Origin of the sequence: Pedobacter segetis, from assembly GCF_016623585.1 — a bacterium.
In the GTDB taxonomy this organism is placed as follows: domain Bacteria; phylum Bacteroidota; class Bacteroidia; order Sphingobacteriales; family Sphingobacteriaceae; genus Pseudopedobacter; species Pseudopedobacter segetis.
In genome coordinates, this window is record NZ_JAEHFY010000021.1 from 33,513 (window position 1) to 53,844 (window position 20,332).

Sequence of the window (20,332 nt, forward strand, 5' to 3'; positions counted from 1 at the left end):
TTTGTAGAGATTATGATATTAAAAAAAAGATGCGGTGCCGGCTTTTGGCCAGCAACACATCTTTTAAAATTTTGCCAACCGTAATTTAGTAAATTTGGTTAACGCCGTCTATAACTCTGTTTCTAAATTGAAGTATATCAGAAGCTTTATAGTTTATCCCATTATCGGTAAATGAGTAATTAAGTTTAATTTCATGTTTTGCTGGGTCAAAAGATGAACCGCCATTATCCGTAACAGAAACAGAACCCGCAACAGACTGTATGGTAATTGTATTATCATCTGCAATGGTAATTTGCATCTTATGGTTAGCGTCCCTAAACTGGGCTTCTCCGTTAACTATTAATGTTTTGGGCGAGTTTGTAGAGAGCGCAATCGCATCATTTATAGCACCAGAATAGTTAATGGTTTCTGAATTAGCACCTGTGGTTTTAACAAAACTTCCCTTTTGGAAATAATTGCCCACAAGGCGGTTGGTATAGCCAAAACTAATCACGGTTGATTTTAAATTTGACAAAATAGAATCGGCACCTATCACGTTGGTAAGTTTAAACCCTAAGGCATACTTTCTGCTAAAAGATAGAGGATCTGAAAGGAACTTGGTAGAATCGGGCTTAACATATACAAAACCCTGTACATTTCCTGCAGGTATAACAATCCTATTATTTGCAGGGTTTCCTTGGGCATCTACCAATTGGTAATAGTTTGCAGGCAATGGGCTAAACGCTCCTCCGCTCAATAGCGCATCGTCTAATGAGAATTCTACCACAACGTTTTCCTTGTTGGTTAGGCGGCCGCCAAGCACCACACCCACACCTATCTTCATGCCCTCGCCAACTATAAAAGTTCTATCTATCTGTGGCTTTGGTAGATATACTGAGGTGTAAGTAAACTGGTTGTCTAAAAAATCGTTATAAGCACAAGATGAAAAGGTTATCCCGATAATAGTGGCAAACAACAACATGATCGCTGCGGCCTTTGATTTATTTTTAGTCATGATATATATTCTTTTTTGTGCTACCATCCTTTATTTTGTTTTAAATTGCTATTTAACAGTAATTCGCTATATGGTAAAGGCAAATAACTGTTTTTGGCTTCGTAAGCCCGTTTTTCAACTACTATATTTTGATAAGTAAGCGAGTTATTTGGGTTTTTGATTATCTTAACTCCATTTACGTTTTCGGTATTGGTAATATTGTTCCATCTTCTCAAATCGTGAAACCTTTCTCCAGAGAAACAGAGTTCTAACCGCCTTTCGTTTTTTACCAAAGTTCTAAAATCAGACTGGTTTGAGGCCATTGTGGTTAGGTAAGGATCAACAGTAAAACCCGCCCTGATTCTGATTTTTGCCAACGCATCTTTGGCAGAAAAACTAAAGCCCGCAGGTACAACGCTTGGCTGCCCGTAAGCTTCATTTAACGTTTCTGCATATATCAGATACATATCGGCAAGACCTAATTGTACATAAACTTTAGGCAGGTTGGTGGTAGCATTGATAGCTGCCGGATCGAAATTTAGATTATTCAAAAACTTTTTAAGATAATAGCCTGTTCTAGTGCCTTCGTCTGGTATAAAGCCTCCAAAATTATCTAAGCCACCTTGATATATCTGTAAAGGTTTGTACGAGGTACAAGTTGGCCCATCATAACAGGCATCACCGTTATAAAAAATAAAACGATAAAACCTTTTATCCCTTGAATTATAAGGGGTTGCAGCGTTATAGTTGCTTTGCGCTAGGCTGATTGGATAACCATTGGCGGCTGGAAAAGCCTCTACCAGGTTTTCTGATGGGTTTACTTCTCCCTGCCCGTAAAGCGTTGGTGGATATAGCCTCTTCTCTAAAGAATTATTTTGTCTGCCATTGCGCAATCTCCAAATTTGATCGGGGTTGTTCTCATTTGTATAATCATAAGGTTGCAGGTTTTTTAAGCCCCCATTCTTATCTATAACTTGTTTAACCAATGCTGCTGCGGTTTTCCATTTGTTTAGATCATTAGTTGGGTTAAAAGCTGGGCTGGCTGCATAAAGGGCCACCTTAGCTTTAAGTGCATAAGCCGCCAAACCACTTGCTCTGCCGGTTTCGGCCGAGCTGTATCCAGGGTTGCTGGCACCCGCCCCAGAATAAACAAGCGGCAGGTTTGTAATGGCCACATCTAGATCAGACATTATTTGCTCCACGCATTCATCGTAGGTATTTCTTGGCAATTTTGCATAAGCATCGTTTTCTAAAATACCATTTACTATGGGAAAGCCCAACATTTCGCCAGTAGCGGACGGGCCACCGTATATTTGCAGTAATCTCCACTCGGCCCAAGCCTTTAAAAAGAAAGCTTCACCGTAATACCTAGCTATTGTTCTTGCATTTTCCAATGAATCTGCCGGATTTTCTAAATATGGCAAGTTTTTATCGTGAACAAGCTGTATGTACTGATAAACCTGACGAATGTTGTTATATGATTGTTGCCAAACATACTCAAATGGATTACTGGTTGGCCCCCAATAGCCACTAGCCAATGCCGAAACATCAGAACTTGAAACACCGTTATCCGTAAGGTACTCTGAAGAAAAATCCCTGAAATAATCAAAAGAATAACTTGTGTAAATATCATTTATGATACCTCTTGAACGTTGATCATAACTGGTTACATCCTTTTCGCGGACGTATTGAATTTGGTCGTCTAAAAAATCGCTACAGCCAGCTAATGCAAAAAGACCGGCAAGCAATAATATATAAGTTAATTTCATCTGTTTATATTTAATGTTAACTATTTTAAAAACTTAGTGAAGCACCTAATGTATATGTCCTCATCATTGGATATTCTGAAACCCCGGCGTTTAAATCTTCTGGGTCAAGGTCTTTCATTTTGCTAAAAAGAGCAATATTACTTCCCCTTACAAAAAACTTAACGCTATTTAAAGGCCCTTTAGCTATTACTTTATCAGAAAGGGTATAGCCTAATTCTAACAATGAGATTCTAAAATAGTCGCCTTTTATAAGCCAATAATCTGAGTTTATGTAATTATTATTGCTTTTTAATACCGCTAACCTTGGGTTGGCGTTGCCATTTGACAAGTTTTGGTTTACGGTGGCAAAATAACTTCCTAAGCCAAAGTTTTGATAATAGTTTCTGTTGAGGTTAATGTCATAGCCTGCCAAACCATTACCCACCACATCTATATTAAAGTTTTTAAAATTTGCACCGATGTTTATCCCATAATTAAAACGAGGGGTGTTGTTACCAATGGCTTTCTGATCCCTAGAATCAATCTTATTATCACCGTTTAGATCTTTGTATTTGATATCGCCTATTTGTACCGCACCAAATTGAGGTAAGGCGCTCCCAATATTTTGTGCGGTAAAAAGACCATCACTTACGTAACCAATGATATTATCTTCTGGTTGGCCCTGTTGTAACCTGTATTGATCTGGGTAAGGGAGTTCTGCTATCCTCTCGCCAGTAATTTTATTATAGCCGGCATTTACACCAACATAATATTTAAACTCGTTTTTGTTATTGTTGTAGCTGATATTTGCGTTAAACCCCTTATTTCTTCTGTTGGTAAAGTTTAGATAAGGCAGGTAAACATTGTTACCCAAAGCAGCGGCGTAAAGCTCGCTTGCCTGCGCAATTTGCCCTTTAATGGCAATATCGAAATAATTAATGTTTAAGTTAAAACTGTTAAACATACGAAGCTCTGCACCGGCATAAAATTGGTTATAGGTAATCCAGTTGATTCCTAAATTAGCGGTTTGGCTAAGGCTATAGGCAGAATTAGCGGGTGAGCTTCCACCTATCCCATAATAAATGGTATTACCTCCTGTCCACTGGTTAAGGTAAAGAAAATTACTGGTAGCGTATTCTGTACCTATTACACCATAAGAAGTCCTAAATTTAAGAAAGTTTATGCTACTGTTGTTTTTAAGGAAATCTTCGTTTGATACAACCCAGGCAAGCCCGCCGGTAGGGAAAAACCTAGTGCGGTTAGCACCTATAAACTTAGAGCTACTACTTGAGTTTACATTACCGAAAACGATATATTTTCTTTTGAGCGCATAAGATCCGTTTAAATTAAAAGTAAGCTGCCTTACATCGGGCTGGCCCGAGGCTTTGGTTGGCTGAAAGTATAATAAATGGTTAAGGTTAAGGTTTAAGTCGCCTTGGCCGATGGTTTTAACGTAGCTAACATTCCCTCCGTAAACAAAATTACGCTGTATGCCAGAACTTGACCTAGAAACATTTAACTGTCTAATGGCGGTGTTATATGTCCTCAACGTAAGTGAGTCATTTCCGTTTACATCTGGTACATAGTTAATCGTATAAGTAGCCGGTGTATTATCAGCCAATAAGGTTTGGGAATTGAAGGTCCTCAGCATGGCATAGGTAGTGTATTTTAAACCTTTTACATAGTCTTTAAAATCAAAATCAACACCAAAATCAAAGATCATACGGGCATCATAATCTGTATGTTTTCCACCTCCTTTAAGCTCTGAAAGTAGGTTATTATTATATTGATTGCTCACAACATAAGCGGTGTCTCCTACTTGTAATGGAAACGCGTTAGCTGGCGTAGTAGAAATCCAGTTGAACATTGTATTGGGCGCTAAAACAGCTCGATCGTTTTGTCCAAATTTTCCATAAACACTTGCATGGGCTTCGATCAAATCGTTCATACGTGTCCTTATTTTTGTTCTGAAGGTTAGGTCATGCCCATTTATTTGTTTACCGATTTTCTCTAGCCCTTGCCAATCAGAGTATCCTAAAAAAGCACCGTATTTCACATTATCCTTGCCTCCATAAACATTAAGGGAAGCAAAATTTGAGGGCGAGGACTGTTTTAGAAACATATCCTGGTAATTTACGTTCGGGTATCTGATAGGATCAGATCCATCGCGATAAGCTTGTATAGCCGTTGGAGAATAAATATCCCCGAAACCATCGTTATTGCTTGCCTGATTAATCGCAGTAGCGTAATCTGCCGCAGATAAAAGTTGTGGTAAACGAGTTCTTATGTTTAAGCCTCTTTGATAATTGGCCTCTACAATTGGTTTGGATGCGTTTTCTCCTTTAGTAACTACGTAAATAAGCCCGTTATCTCCTAAAATGCCCAGCATAGAGTTGAAGGTGGCATCATTTAAAACATACACTTCTTCTACTTCTCTTAAATCTACCTCAAGGCCACGTGGCTCCCCATCAATTAACACATAAGGTGTACCACCGTTTAGGGTAAAGGTATAACCTCCATCTTCGCCCGGTGTATTGTTTCCTCTGGTTACCTTCAAACCCGGTACCCGGCCCCTTAATGCTTCGGCTAAGCTGTTCCCTGGGGTTTTTCTAAGTTCGTTACCAGAAACCTTAAAAACTGCGCCAGTAGATTGGCTTAAATTAAAAACCCCAAAGGGTGTGGATAAAATTTCGTCTGAATTTTTATTTGCCGTGGTATCGGTCTTTATGTTATTACCCATTGGAACAGTTTGGGCAGATACAGATCCGACAAGTATTATATTAAGTAAACAGAAGAGATAAATTTTTATATCTGTAATGGTTTGTTTCATCTGTATAATTTTATTTGTTTAATTGGTTAAACTGTAAATAGATAAGCATTAAAAAATGCGCACCTGTGCCATTTTAAATTAGCTCTTATTAAATCGTTAGGTGATCAAACTACCAGCCCGGTGTTTGTGAAAAACTAGGTGCGGCAACAAGTTCGCTACTTGGTATTGGCCACCAGTAATTTCTTTCATTAAACGTTTTTGCTAAGTTTGCTTTTTCTACTACATCATATTTGAAACCCGTAGGGTAAGTTGCGCTTACTGCTCCTTGCCATCTCATTTCTAAAAAATACACTTTCTCGTTTTCTGGCAAACTTGCGTCTCTCCATCTCCTTAAATCGTCATATCTAAAGCCCTCGAAACAAAGTTCTATAGCCCTCTCGTTCTTTATCCTCTTTCTCAGCAGATCTTTTGAACCTGTGTACATGGCATTAACATTGGGCATCCCAACCCTATTTCTGATGAGGTTAACTGCTTGTAATGCCGTTATGCTTAGGCCTGGCGCACTCCCGTTTGGACCATAGGCTTCATTGGCGGCTTCGGCATAATTCAAATAAATTTCTGACATACGCATCAGGTTGTTATTGACATGAAAATCCCATGAACCTTTATTACCGTTTTCCCAATAAGCACCATTAGGGCACCATTTACGTACCATGTAACCTGTTAGGTTGCGCACACGCCATAGTAGATTGGCAGGTGTAGCGGGATCATGCAAATCCAATCCTAATTTACCTTGCTTGTTAACTACGGCTAGATCGGTAACACCCGTTGCGTTTAAGGCACCTACCGTATGTTTAAAGTTTACACCATTAAATAAGATATCGCTATAAAAACGTGGGTCTCTATTGATGAAAGGCTCTTGAGGGTTATAGGTTGCATCGTCTTCAATGGCCAAGCCATTCTTGGTTTCAAATTTCGACACAAAATTAGCCAAGGCACCAATGCACATTGGGCTGTTGTTTCCTTTAAGGATATCAAAACCGGTAGTTAGGCTTAAACGTGGTATAGGATTGATAAATTTATTGCTTGGATAATCAAATAGCTGATTGGGTTCCATAAAAATTACCTCTTGAGGGATTTCTTTACTTACTCCTTGCCCAATAAAGATATTTCTATATGGCTTTAGGGCATCTAACTCTGGTTGGTTAAGATCTGCACCATTATGCCCTACGCTTATGCTGTTTGCGCCACTGGCACTTACTAATTGGTAAAGGCCGTTTGTGTTTGCAAAATTAATCAGATCTGCAGCTGCTTTAGCGGCTGTTTCCCAAGGGCCTGGGCTATTTGTTGTATTAACCAAAGGGCTAGCAGCAAACAAAGTGATACGAGATTTTAACGCCATAGCAGCACCTTTAGTAGGCCTGCCCACATTTTCTGATTCCCAAGTGATAGGAAGCTCATTGATGGCTAAATCTAAATCTGCGATCATGTTTGCCAAATTGCTGGCATAGCTTTCGCGTTTTCTATCCAATGATCCATTTAAGTCCAGGTTCTCTTTCAAATAAATTACACCTCCATGGCGTTTGGTTATCAGGTGGTAAAAAAATGCCCTTAAGAAATGTGCCTGTCCTTTTAGCCTTTCCACATCCGTTGGTGTTGAATTTTTGATCAGGTCCACATTTTCTAATAAACTATTTACCGTTCTAATACCTTTCCATCCCTCAAAATAGCGATCAACAAAATAAGGCGTTTGTAAATCACCCGGTTTTCTGTTGATTAAGGTGATGTAATCTCCTTGGGCGTAAGAATTATAAGTTTCTGGTACGTTAAGCTCTAATCTTCCTGGGTAACCTTCGCCACCCATAGTCATTGCCGGCAACCAGTCAGAATCACCATCGCGGGCACTCACTTCAGACAATAGATTAGTGTATGCACCATCTAAAAAGTTTCTAGCCAATCGAATATCCGAGAAAACATCTTTTTGTTGAAGGCCATCAAACTCTGGAACCTTATCTAAATATTTTTCGCAGCCAAAAAGAAAGAAGCTGACCAAAAAGAGGTATAAATAATTATATTTTTTCATTTTAAATATATTTTAGATTAAAAGCCTACGTTAATTCCGAAATTTACTCTTCTAACTATCGGATAAATACTCCCTGCAGAGTTACCCTCTGGATCACCAAACTTGACCTTTGAAATAGTAAGCAGATCATTACCGCTTACATATAGCCTTAAGTTGCTCAAGGTTTTGGATTTCTTTAGATCAAAAGCATAGCCTAAGCTTAAACTCCTTAATTTGATGTAATCCAAATCTATAATCCTAGCGGTGCTAGGAGAAGCCAAATTTGGATTGCTTAAGGTATGTAATGCCGGGTAAGCAGCATTTGGGTTAGATGGTGTCCAGTAGTTTAATTGCTCAAATCGCCCAGCGGCATTTCCGCTTGGCAAGGCATAAGCTAAATCTGCATCAATTAAACCTTTATGGCCTGCCACCCCGCTTACCAATGCGCTAAGCGACCAGCCTTTATAAGAGCCACCCAAGTTGAGGCTGAAACTATTGCTTGGTGCTATGGGAAGATTAAACCTTACTTCATCTTGTGTTGGATCGCCCGTAATAGAGCCATTGGCATTATAATCTACATAGCGATAATCGCCTAGGCCGGCACTGCCTGAATAAGGATAGTTAACCAGCTCATCAATATTTTGAAAATAACCGCTAGCCTTTAAAAGCGGCGTTACCCCATCAGGCTTACCGGCTACTTGTGTATATTGTGGTGTACCCGGGCCGTCTGCTGCGCTAAACAAGATCCTGTTCTCGTTAAATGCGTAAAAACCGGTTATGTTGTAGTTTAAACCAAAAGAGGTTTTATTTCTGTAACTTAAAGTTAGTTCTATACCGTGGCTCTTAGAAGCCCCAAAATTAGAGAACGGGAGCTGTGTAGAGCTTCCGAAATATCCCGGCACATCCGCTAATCTTCTACTGATCAAACCATCTCTTCCCTCTTTAAAAAGCTCTATCGTACCTGATATTTTATCATCGAACAAACCAAAATCAATCCCTAAGTTTTGCTTGGTTACAGTTGCCCATGTAAGGGTTGGGTTACCCAATTGATCTACGCCAATGAGGGTAAGCGGATCGTTGATATTTACACCAAAATAATACCTTGTGCGCTCTATGGGTGTTTGGTAATCATAAAAGCTAAGGTATTGGTAACGATTATTGCCTAAGCCAGATTTATCTCCGGTACGGCCGTATGAATACCTGATTTTAAAATTATTAAGCGCAGCAAATTTATCTGAAATGAATTTCTCGCGAGCCAGATTATAACCAACCGCTACCGAAGGAAAAAATTTAAAGCGGTATCCTCTGGCAAATGTTTCATCGCCATTGTAAGAACCACTTACCTCAAAAAAGTATTTATAGGCGTAATTATAAGTGAAACGACTTACATAATCCTCGTTAAAAAAAGGAAATTGGGTATTGGTAAGTCTTTTGTTACGGCTTACCAAAGCTAAACCAGTTACATTGTGTTTGCCAAAACTATTATCATAGTTAAATTGTAACCTTTGGTAACCGATTTCATTGTTACTATTTATTCCCTCACTTTGACGTATATGCGTTAAAGGGCGCTCGTAATTCCTGCCTTCAAAAGAAAACCATGTGCCGTCTCTATTTAGCGTATAGGTATCTATACGTGGGGATGTTATTTGATTCCATACGATGCTTTCTGATGAATTGTATAAACTTGTATAGTTATATTTACCCGTAACCGATAAGCCTTTTGTTAAAAAATCCAGCTTTTGTTCTAGCTCAAGATCAAGATTAAATACCGTGGTAAAATTCCTGTTTACACCTTGCGTATTGATATCTGCAAAAGGATTAGAGCCTGAGCCAAACCTTCCTTCTACCAAACCTGGGTAAAGTGGATCGGGAAATTGGGCTAGCACTTCGGCCGGGTAATAGGGCACTACCCCACCAGGAGCCGAGGTATATAAACCTCCAAAGATCCTACCTAAGTTGTTTGTGTTTCCCCCAGAAATCCTAGGCTGGCTGGCATCTTCATAACGGTTGCTTACACTGGTACGCAATTGGGTAGATTTGGTAAGGTTAAAATCTAAATTCCCTCTAAAAGAATACCTGCTAAACTTAAATTTAGGGTCGTAATCAAAAAATTGTTGGGTGTTTATAACATCGCCTTCTTTAAGATAACCGGCAGACGCATAATATTTTACAAAATTTGTACCGCCTCGCACATCAATGGATTGGTTTTGGCTAAGGGCCGATTTTTTGATCATCGTACCAAACCAATCTGTATTTGGATATTGGTAAGGCAAATCGCCACTTTTCCAATGGGCTAAATCGGCATCGCTAGAATAGCCAGAATTAAATGCCAGATCATTTAATATACCAACATTTAACGCACTTTGCGCATTATAAGCATCTAAAAGATTAGGAATCGTAGTTGGGGACCTTAAAGCTACTTCACTACTAAAGCTAACCTTTGGTTTACCTATTTTACCACGTTTGGTAGTGATGATGATAACGCCATTAGCCCCACGGATACCGTAAACCGCTGTTGCGGCACCATCTTTTAAGGTACTGATAGATTCTACATCGCGAGGGTTAATATTTGAAAAACCCCCAACTATCTCTACTCCATCTACCAATATCAACGGATTGGCATTACCACGGATGAAAATCTGACCATCATCACTGCCTGGCTGCCCAGAGCTAACTACAATGTTTAAGCCCGGAGAAACGCCGTTTAAAGCATTGGTTAAGTTAGCCGATCCGCTTTCTAGTAGTTTAGTACCATCTATTTGGTTGATGGCACTAAGTACACTTTCTTTCTTCTGTGTACCGTATCCTACCACCACTACTTCAGACAGGCTCTTAATATCTTCTGCCATAGAGACATCAATAATGGTTTTCCCGGCAACTTTTATCTCTTGGCTAGTGTAACCTACAAGAGAAAACACCAATGTTGCATCCTTGGCAACAGAGATTTGGTACTTTCCATTCAAATCTGTGGTTGTTCCGTTTTTCTTTCCTTTTTCAAAAATGCCCACTCCCGGAACCGGCAATCCAGAAGCATCTTTTACGGTACCTTTTATCAAGGTTTGGGAAAAGGCGCAACAGGAAAAAACCATTAAAAATAAAAATAAGTTGAATTGCTTCATACAGTCTTGTTTTTTCTGAATTGGTTAATATTTAGGTTTGTTAAATTGGTTTAGTTATTTCTGGCTTAACTAATACAAATATGTTAATTGCAAGCGGTTTAAGTAAAGGTCATAATCGTTTTTTAAAGGGGGTATTTTATTAAAAAGGCACTCTCTAAGCCATTTTTAGCTCTTTTTAATGTATATGCTTAATTATTTTGCTTTATTACTTTAACAAAACTTGAGTTGGCTTTATCATCAAAAAGATGTATAAAATATGTTCCGGCTTTTAAATCATTTAATTGTATAGTGCTTTTACCATTGAAATTGCCCTGTTTAACTTTTTGTCCGTTTGATGAATAAATAGTGAAAAATTTTAGCCTAAAATTGGAATCAGAGCTAATATTAACATCATCTGTTACTGGGTTTGGATAAACTTTGATCAAAAAATTTGATTTCTGTGGGGTTTGGGCAGATGTAGATAAACCCTTTTTAAAAATAAAGCGGGTGTATGACATGGGAGGAAGTGTACCCTTAAACCCATCCTTACCATCATTGGTAACTCCGGTTACTTTCATTTCGCCAAATTCATCAGGAGTATTAACCAAGCTTTTACCTTCTGAAAATTGCTCTGAAAGTGATCCTGAGCCTATAAAATTAAGGTTTACATTTTGCTCAAGATTGGATTTATTTAATAGATAAACGTAGTACTCGTTATCTTTTTCGGCGGCAAATCCATATACAGAAATATTATTCTCAATAGCAGTCATACCCAACATTTTAGCACCCTGTATTATGCCAAGCAGTTCAAACCCATAATGCATGGCGTTAAGCCTAAAGTTGTTTTCTCCACTTGCCACGCTAGTTGCATCACTGTTACTAAGTATTTGCGACCAATAACAGCTCATAAACCAGTTTCCAATGATATGCTCTTGCAACATATCTATCACTAAAAGGTTACTTAAGTATCTATCAAAACCGATCAAGTTTTGTGATGAGCCCAAGCCATACTCGTTATCAGCAAATTTTAAGTTTGGATAACCTGCTTCTGCAGCTGCCTGCTGTAAAATAGGTACTTCATTACGCCATTCTCGGTTATGGTTTTTACGGTCACGTAGAGGAAACTCCTTTTGCCACTCCTCAAATGTACCAGGAGGCAAACCGGGAGTTCCGCCGTAAGGCCATTTTCCATGCGTTTCGGCGATATCAATATAATCTCCTGCTATGGCCAAGTAATTTTTTAAATATTCTGGCGTAAGGTTATTATTGTTAAACATACATTTTATATTGGGGTCTATAGCCTTCATGGCCATTGCATGTTGTTTAAATAAATTAGCCTCATTAGCCGGGCTCCCGTTTGTGCCTTCGTTTCCTAAATACCAAAATGCCCCACCTAAACCTGCATCTTTAACATGTTGTACCATACGGGCGGCCCTATCAATACTTTCCTGCACCCGGTTATATTTGTATCCTGATGTAATATTTACTCCAAACAGCGGAGTAATTCCGGAGGCTTTTACCACTGCGATATATTCATCAAGACTAAGCCAGTTTTCTGCAGGGGCATTATTTGCAGTATCCCATTTGGGATCCCAAGAATCTTGATTTAAAATACCTGTGGGATGTTCCCAATCCCAATATTTCACAACGGTACCGCCGGGATAACGCATGGTGCTGATATGCGTGTCTTTTAACCATTTTGCATAGCTACCATCAGCATAAAACTTATCTGGTTCTGAAGAATAAACAGAATGCATCCCTACCAAATAATTACTTATTTGCCACTTTACGCTATCAGTATTTATGATAAATGTATTGTTAATATCATTATCGGCAGAAGCTACGGGTTTTAAAGAATTTGGGAAATAACCCAAGTTATCAATGCAAACAGGCTTACCCAATGCTTTAACAGTTATTTTCACTTTCCCCCGATAGTCTAAATTGTCTAAAATAAAAGTTTTGATACCTTTTATTGGGGTGTTTCCTACCATTACGGAAACCCCAACTTTTGTTTCGGCACCGCCAGTTTCCAGTTCCTGTAAATAAACTTCAAAATAAGCGGTTTCATTTTCAGCTGTTTCAAACGCTTTTGTATAATCAAAAGACAAGCGGGTTACACCTCCGTTAACTGTTGCAGTTAAACTTGCACCATCTTGCCCACGCATCATTAAGGCTTTACCTTGTGCCCCATAATTTTGTGCATCGCGGCTATTGGTGTATGTCCAATTAACGGCATAATCACCTTTATAACTACCGTTGTTACTGGTTGCTGTTCCAATTTGCAGATTTTCAAAACTTTCGGTTTTACCATTTGCTTCAAAAAGCAAACCCGAAAGCTCTACCGGTTTGCCTGAGGAGGCAAAATTTTCGGTATCAAAAACCTCTATTTTGTAATAAAGGTATTGCTCTACATTTTGTGTAGTGAATATTTTTCGAGAGCTACCCAATAGTGATATGACCTTTTCACTATCTAATATATCATAGTTAATCCCATCTAGTGAACCATAAAAACGAGAGGATTTAGGGCTGTTTTGCGTTGATGAATAAAGGCCATAACCAGTAAAAATATAAGGATTATCTTTGTTTGTAAACAAGATTGTACCCTTCCCGCTGCATGTCCATGTTGTAGAAATATCATTATCAAAAAGATTATTTACAGTCTGCTGGTTTTCAGAAGCGTTAATGCTGCCTTTAGTATTAAGCCACAACATTTGCCCATTAACCATTTTACCACATAGTAAAAACATTATTAATATTGAGGCTGATTTTTTCAAGGATATGGCCTTAATTATACATAAATACCAACTGCAACTATGTTTATTATGCTTTTTTGTGTTATAAACTAGTCTCTGAGCTATTTACTGTTTTGCCCACCGGAATTATCAATTGTTTAGAGACCAAGTTTTTTGCGCTTATCTTTATCTTTATCTCGCCCGGCTTATCGGTGCTTTGTACAAGTGCTAAACATTTACCGTTAAATGCTTTTCTTTGGCTTCCTTTACTTGAGCTTAGGTCCAAAACGTCTCCGTTTTCAACGCCTATCAATTTTCCGGGGCCGGTAACCTCAAAATTGATGAGGTTATTGGCATAAGGCACCTCGTTACCTTTTTTATCAATAATAGATATTTCTATTTGGGCAACATCTGCTTGGTTTGCGAGCATTGGTTTTGCTATCTTCTTAACAGAAAATGTATAGGCTTCTGAAGCCGTGTTTTGCACATCTGTGGCTACCACTTTACCATTCTTTTTTGCGATAACTTTTAGCTGGCCAGGGGCATAGGGTACTTTCCAAAGGATCCTATAATCCTCAGTCATAGGTTTTTCGCCCAAAGATTTTCCGTTTAAAAACAGTTCTGCAGTATCGGCATTGGTATAGGCTATAACAGGTATCTCTACACCTTCTTTACCTGTAAGTGTCCAGTTTGGCAGTAAATGTACCATAGGTTTATCTGTCCAAAGGCTTTGATACAGGTAATAGCTATCTGTTGGGAAATTGGCCAAATCTATTACGCCGTAATTCATTGTTCTGGCGGGCCAAGCAAAAGACTCTCCCAAATAATCAAAACCCGTCCATCTAAAACCGCCTAAAAAGTAGGTCAAATCTTTAGTGGTTCGCCAGTAATCTCTGATACTCATCCGTATAAGGTCATTATCATAAGATGAATGATATATTGGGTTTATATTTGTGAAAACTTCGTTCTTTGTTAAATCATCTTGCCAAAAAACCTTGTCTTGTATAGAGCTGAATTTTTCTCCCTTTTCCCAAGGGGCAGGGTAATCCCTCATGCGGTATTTTGTTTGGGTCCTGTAAACGTTTCTGGTTTGCAAACCATGTGTCATTTCTGTACCGATAACGGGTTTATCCGGATTTTTTTTATGGAATTCTTCCAAGGCTCCTTTATACTCTCCATGGCCGTTAAACCCTGCTAAATCTACCCCTTTGGTAAAGTAACTACGCCCTTGAGATACCGGCCTACTGGTATCTATCGCTTTTACAAAGCTGATTAGTTTTTGTTGTGTTTCATCGGTATATCCCTTAATCTCGTTACCTATGCTCCAAATAATTACGCAGGGGTGGTTAAAGTCTCTTTTGATAAAATCGCCTAAATCTTTTCTCCACCAATCTTCAAAATAAAGCCCATAATCATATTCGGCCTTGGGTTTTTCCCAGCCATCAAAGGCTTCGTCCATAACCAAGAATCCCATTTGATCGCACAGATCATAAAACTCTGGCGCAAAAGGGTTGTGGGTTGTTCTAATTGCATTGCAACCCATTTGCTTTAACATTACCAGCCTGTTATAGAGTACATCGTAAGGAACTGCAACGCCTACCGCACCACCATCTTGATGGTTACCAACACCTTTTAGAATGGTTTTTACACCATTAAGCAAAAAGCCTTTATCTGCACTAAACGAAATTGAGCGTACGCCAAAATTAGATTCATAAACGTCCCATGTTTTGCTTCCCTCTTTTACCTCTACTTTTAGTTTATATAAGTTTGGGGTTTCTGTTGACCATAAAAGAGGGTTTTTAAGATTTAAGTTAAAGTTTAACTTATTGGTTCCCTTTTTTAAGGTTAGGTTTTTTTCATTTCTTACCTGTACCTCTCCATTTTTTGCAATGATATTGTAGAAAACGCTAATCGTTTTATCGCTGGTTGTGCCGTTATCAATATCTAAATCTGTTTTTATTACCGCTTCTGTATTTTTTATCTCTGGTGTTGATATTAAAAGTCCGTTCTCTGGGACATAAATCTTTTCGGTAGCGATTACCCTTACGTGTCGGTAAATCCCCGAACCGGTGTACCACCTTCCGCTTGGTGCCTTTGAATGGTCAACCTTTACGGCGATGATATTAAGCCCCTTTTTTAAATACGGGGTTAAATCATAAGAAAAACCTATGTATCCGTTAGGCCGGGTGCCCAATTTTATACCGTTGATCCAAACTGTAGAGTTGCAATAAACGCCATCAAACTGTATGCGCACATTTTTGTTTTGCCAGTTGGGCTGCCAATTAAAAGCTTTACGGTACCAACCGATACCTGTAGGTAAAAATGCACCTTCTACCCCTGCAGGATTATTTTTGTTATATGCTCCCTCGATACTCCAATCGTGAGGTACATTAAGTTTGCGCCAGCTATCATCTTTAAAACTAAATGCACTGGCTTTTACATCATCTCCCAATTTGAATTTCCAGTTACCATCGAAATTATAGACGATTCGGCCCGACCCATCTGTTTGCGGGTTTGCTTTACAAAAAATAGTGCTTGCAAAAACAAAAAACAATATGATGTTTAATTGCAAAAACATACGAAACTTGTTCATTTATCTGGTTTAATTTTAAGGTTTATTGCGCAAAATAAACTAAAATAAACAGCTAAATTGGGGGGTATTCTAAGACTTATTAAGGGGAAAATAAGAATTTTGATCAACTTTCTAATATTAAGACAAAGCTGTATTTATTGTTTAATACTACAAACTTTATGAGGCTTTCTCTTTATCATCCCATCAGCCATTTGGCATCCCGTTTTCATGGTTATAAGCTAAATGGCAAGCTATTTTAATAAGGTACCGATTAGCCAGCTGATAAAGAGGATGAATTCTGCTTTAAGGCAATTCTTTAGTTTTGGTTTATAAATTCGCTAGGTGTGCAGCCAAATTGTTCTTTAAACTTTTCACGGAAATGCTTTTGATCATTTATACCCACCATAAACGCCACTTCAGAAATATTATATTCTTCTTTCTTTATAAGTTCTGCTGCCCTTTGCAGTCTTATATCCCTAATTAATTGTACTGCTGACCTTCCCGTTAGCTCCTTTATTCTCTTATAACAACTAGATTGGCTCATTCCCATTTCTTGCACCAGTTTCTGCACAGAAAATTCTTCATTCAATAGGTTGTTAAGTACTAATTTGTAAATTTTATCAAGAAATTTCTGCTCGGAGTTGGGCAGTTTTAACGTAGAAATTTCATTTTTTGCTAAACTGGCATAGGTTGCCCTATAATTCTCCCTAGCCAACAAAATATTGGCAATTTTTCCCTTTAAAACATTGATATTAAATGGTTTGGTAATATAATCTTGCGCACCAATTTCAATCCCTTCTAGTTCATAAAGATTTGCGGTTCTGGCGGTTAACAAAATTACTGGAATAAAAGACAGGTTGATGTCTTTTTTTAGTTTGCCCAGCATTTCCAAGCCATCCATCTCTGGCATCATAACATCACTAATGATGATATCTGGAAGATAAAAACCTGCTTTTTCATAGCCTTCTCTACCGTTAGAAGCAAGTATAACTTTGTATTCTTTTTTTAAATGCCCATTTAAGTATCCTTGTACCTCTGCGTTATCTTCTACCAAAAGGATACGTTTTTTTAATTCATTACCTTCAACCTCTTCTTTTGTTTCATCAGGTTCTTGGATATATTCATCGATGTAAAAAGTTCTATCATCGCTCTTTTTAAAATCCTTCAAAATAACCTCTTCACTAAAATGTTTGTTACCAAAAGGTATTTTTATGATGAACCTAGAGCCTACGTTTTCTAAGCTTTCTACTTCTATTTCTCCATGGTGTAGCTCTACCAATCCTTTTACCAATGCCAAACCAATACCAGTACCGTGGATAGATAGTGTACTTAACGATTTTACTTGGTAATACCGGTCAAATATTCTCTGTAGATCTTTTGGAGACATCCCAATCCCTGTATCTTTTATCACTATTTCTAGGTAGTTTCCGCTCAGTTTAAATCCGTTTTGTGTTTCTGAGAAAACCCCTGGCAGCCAATCACTACCGATAGCATTAAGGGAAACCGAAATTTCTCCTTTGTTTTTAGTGTATTTAATAGCATTTGAGATCAGGTTGGTTAATATAATCTCGAAGTTATTGCGATCAAATGTTAGGTTTATTCTTTCTGGGATGCTATGAAAACGATAATCTATATTTTTTTCTTCGGCCAATCCTTGAAAAAAGCGATAAATCTCTTTAGTAAATGCCGTGATATTTCCTTCAGCCACGCTCAACTGCATATTCCCAGTTTCCATTTTTCTAAAATCTAGCAACTGATTGGTTAGGTTTAATAAACGGTTAACGTTTTTACGGATGAGGCTGAGCTTATCAAGGTGTTTTCTGTTATCGCTTTCTGCTTGGATAATATCATCCAGAGGGCCATGTATAAGCGTTAAGGGTGTACGTATTTCATGAGAGATACTGGTAAAGAATTTCATCTTCTCATCGTTCAAGTTTCTCTCTTTTTCTGCAATGATCAATTCGTTCTTAAGTTGCGATTGCCGCTTTACAAACTCGGCGTAATAATAAAGCGCTATCAAAATTATTACCATGTAAATGGTATATGCCCACCAGCTAGCCCACCATGGCGGTAATATTTTAATCTCCAAAGTGCGCACATCGCTCCATAAACCATCATTATTAGATACTTTTGCCATGAACTGGTAATTGCCAGAAGGTAGGTTAGCAAAGGTTATCTTACGCTGGTCTGCGGTTAAATACACCCAATTGTTGCTGTAGCCCTCAAGTTTATAGGCATATTTGTTTTTATAGGGATTGCTATAATGCAAAGCCAGTAGCTCAATGGTAAATTCGTTCTCATTGGCCTTAAATTCTAGTTTATTTATATGATTTAGTCTTTGGTTTAGTATTATCCTGCCATGGATATTATCACCAATATTAATGGTTTTGTTCAGGATTTTAAGCTCATCAAAGATCAGTTTTGGTTTGTGCGGATTGGGAACAATTAAGGCGGGGTTAAAATAATTTAGGCCGTTTATCCCACCAAAGTATAAAATCCCCCGTTTGTTTTTAAAAGCAGCACCTATTTTAAAAGAGTTAGACTGCAAGCCATCTTTTACATCGTACACAAAAAACGTTTGCTTTTGCGGGTTAAATTTTGTTAAACCTTTACCGCCTAACCATAGATTGCCAGCGTTATCCTCCAAAATAGATTCTATATCGTTATCTGGTAATCCATCTTTTTCGGTATATCGCTTAAAACCTTCTTTTTTACCGTTTATAATGAGCTTATTTAAACCTGCACCAAGTGCCCCAACCCATAAATCCCCTTTTGATGATCTTAAGATAGGCCAAACATAATTTGATCCTAAAGAGGTGCTATCTTTTGGGTCGAACTCATATTTTGTTACCGAAATTTTAGAGAGGTCTTTAAAACTTACCTTTAATAAACCTTTATCCCTGCTGCCAAGCCAAGCAACGCCTTTAAGTTTAGGATCTAGGTATAAAAAATTAAGATTGTTGGTTGGCAGGTAACTCTTTATGTTTAATTCTGATAAAACATTTTTGGTTGCGGCATCAATGATCACTACACCTTTGTTAAAGGTAGCTGCCCATATTCTCCCAAAATTATCTTCTGCGGCGCCCATAATTTCGCTGGTCGGAAATTCGCCGCTAGTATCGGCCTTAAAAATCTTTAAAAGCTGATCGTTTTTGTAAACCCATAAACCATCATAACGCTTAGAGACCCATAATTGACCATTTCTGTCTTCAAAAATAGCAGCTATATGTCCGTCTGTTTTTAAAAAAGAGGTGCCTGTTTTTTTATTATACTCGGTTAGTCCGCTTCGGGTCCCTATCCAATAATTATTTTGATTTTCATAAATCGCGGTAATGTAATTATCTGGGATGGTACTGTTTTCTTTGTTGATGAGGGCGAAGGGTTTGGCCCGCAAATCAATATAATGAACGCCGCCACCAGATGTGGCAATCCATAAAATATCGAAAGAATCTATAAATAGTTGATTAATGCGATTTGTGCTCAACAAGTTTTTTGCGTTGTAAACTTGTTTTAACTGATAATTGCCGCCCGAATCTGGTTGCAGCCATAAAACACCCTCATCAAACAAGCCTACCCATATATCGTTTTTATAATCCTTAATCAAACTACTTACCCTGCTTAACTTTCCGTGGTATAGCTGTTTTATTTTAGATCGGTTGTTTATCGAAAAAACGCCGTTACTTGCGCCCACCAAAAGTTGATCCCCAAGTTTTTTAATAGAAAAGGGTTGTAAAATACCTTCTTTTTCTACTGGTTTAATTTCCCCGGTATTTTGGTTAAATCGCCATAAACCATCGGCACTTGTGCAAATCCATATTTGCGACATAAATGAGCTTATGGATACAATATCGCTTTTAAAAGGCAATAAAACTCCCGAGTTTTCTACACTATCATTTTTAAGCTGAAGTTTTAACAGCTCATTTGTATTGGTAGTTACCCAAATGTTTTCTTGCTCATCTTCAATAATTTGCGTACCAAAACGGTATTTTTTCTCGCTTAACGGGATTTTTTTAAACCTGCCAGATACTGGATCATAATAGGCTATCACATTGGTTTCGGAAGCAATCCAAATCCTGTTTTTTGAATCGCAAAGCAAAGATTTTATCCGGTTATTTGGCAAGCTATTTTCATCGTTCAGATCATTTTTAAAAACCTTGAAATCGTAACCATCAAATCTGTTTAACCCGTTATTGGTACCCAACCATATAAAGCCAGATTTATCTTGCAACATTACGCTAACATCACTATGGCTTAGCCCTTGGTTTACAGATAACTGATTGATAAGGTGCTGAGCATGGCTAATCAAAAAAGTTAAACAGAAAAACAATATGGAGAAGACTCGCTTCATTTATATACTTGGTTTATTGGTTAAGTTGT

The 20,332-nt window shown here is 38.1% G+C and carries 8 protein-coding genes; all 8 read right to left on the reverse strand.

Translation table 11 applies throughout. The features are described from left to right. Nucleotides 1-85: 85 nt before the first annotated feature. Entirely contained in the window at nucleotides 86-994 is a 909-nt protein-coding gene (locus I5M32_RS13915) for a BT_3987 domain-containing protein (RefSeq protein WP_200587409.1), read from the reverse strand. Between the two features lie 20 nt (nucleotides 995-1,014). After that, nucleotides 1,015-2,742: a RagB/SusD family nutrient uptake outer membrane protein gene (locus tag I5M32_RS13920; protein ID WP_200587411.1), complete on the reverse strand. Its 1,728-nt coding sequence runs from the start codon at nucleotides 2,740-2,742 to the stop codon at nucleotides 1,015-1,017. Nucleotides 2,743-2,767: 25 nt separating this feature from the next. Beyond that, nucleotides 2,768-5,551: a SusC/RagA family TonB-linked outer membrane protein gene (locus I5M32_RS13925; protein WP_200587413.1), complete on the reverse strand. Its 2,784-nt coding sequence runs from the start codon at nucleotides 5,549-5,551 to the stop codon at nucleotides 2,768-2,770. 109 nt (nucleotides 5,552-5,660) lie between these two features. Beyond that, complete coding sequence (locus tag I5M32_RS13930) at nucleotides 5,661-7,574, reverse strand: RagB/SusD family nutrient uptake outer membrane protein (RefSeq protein WP_200587415.1); 1,914 nt, start codon at nucleotides 7,572-7,574, stop codon at nucleotides 5,661-5,663. A gap of 17 nt (nucleotides 7,575-7,591) precedes the next feature. After that, nucleotides 7,592-10,642 (reverse strand): SusC/RagA family TonB-linked outer membrane protein, encoded by a 3,051-nt coding sequence (locus I5M32_RS13935; RefSeq protein WP_200587417.1) that lies wholly within the window; start codon nucleotides 10,640-10,642, stop codon nucleotides 7,592-7,594. Between the two features lie 218 nt (nucleotides 10,643-10,860). Further along, nucleotides 10,861-13,398 carry a T9SS type A sorting domain-containing protein gene (locus I5M32_RS13940; RefSeq protein WP_200587419.1) on the reverse strand — a complete coding sequence of 846 codons (2,538 nt, stop codon included), beginning with the start codon at nucleotides 13,396-13,398 and terminating at the stop codon, nucleotides 10,861-10,863. An 88-nt stretch (nucleotides 13,399-13,486) separates the two neighbouring features. Next, entirely contained in the window at nucleotides 13,487-15,976 is a 2,490-nt protein-coding gene (locus I5M32_RS13945) for a sugar-binding domain-containing protein (protein WP_200587421.1), read from the reverse strand. 295 nt (nucleotides 15,977-16,271) lie between these two features. Continuing rightward, on the reverse strand, nucleotides 16,272-20,303 hold the full coding sequence (locus I5M32_RS13950; protein WP_200587423.1) for a hybrid sensor histidine kinase/response regulator transcription factor: 4,032 nt from the start codon (nucleotides 20,301-20,303) through the stop codon (nucleotides 16,272-16,274). Between the last annotated feature and the right edge of the window lie 29 nt (nucleotides 20,304-20,332).

Bases quoted from the DNA above. Each gene is read 5' to 3' on its own strand.
- I5M32_RS13915 (WP_200587409.1), bottom strand. From the start codon at position 994: ATGACTAAAAATAAATCAAAGGCCGCAGCGATCATGTTGTTGTTTGCC.
- I5M32_RS13920 (WP_200587411.1), bottom strand. From the start codon at position 2,742: ATGAAATTAACTTATATATTATTGCTTGCCGGTCTTTTTGCATTAGCT.
- I5M32_RS13925 (WP_200587413.1), bottom strand. From the start codon at position 5,551: ATGAAACAAACCATTACAGATATAAAAATTTATCTCTTCTGTTTACTT.
- I5M32_RS13930 (WP_200587415.1), bottom strand. From the start codon at position 7,574: ATGAAAAAATATAATTATTTATACCTCTTTTTGGTCAGCTTCTTTCTT.
- I5M32_RS13935 (WP_200587417.1), bottom strand. From the start codon at position 10,642: ATGGTTTTTTCCTGTTGCGCCTTTTCCCAAACCTTGATAAAAGGTACC.
- I5M32_RS13940 (WP_200587419.1), bottom strand. From the start codon at position 13,398: ATGTTTTTACTATGTGGTAAAATGGTTAATGGGCAAATGTTGTGGCTT.
- I5M32_RS13945 (WP_200587421.1), bottom strand. From the start codon at position 15,976: ATGAACAAGTTTCGTATGTTTTTGCAATTAAACATCATATTGTTTTTT.
- I5M32_RS13950 (WP_200587423.1), bottom strand. From the start codon at position 20,303: ATGAAGCGAGTCTTCTCCATATTGTTTTTCTGTTTAACTTTTTTGATT.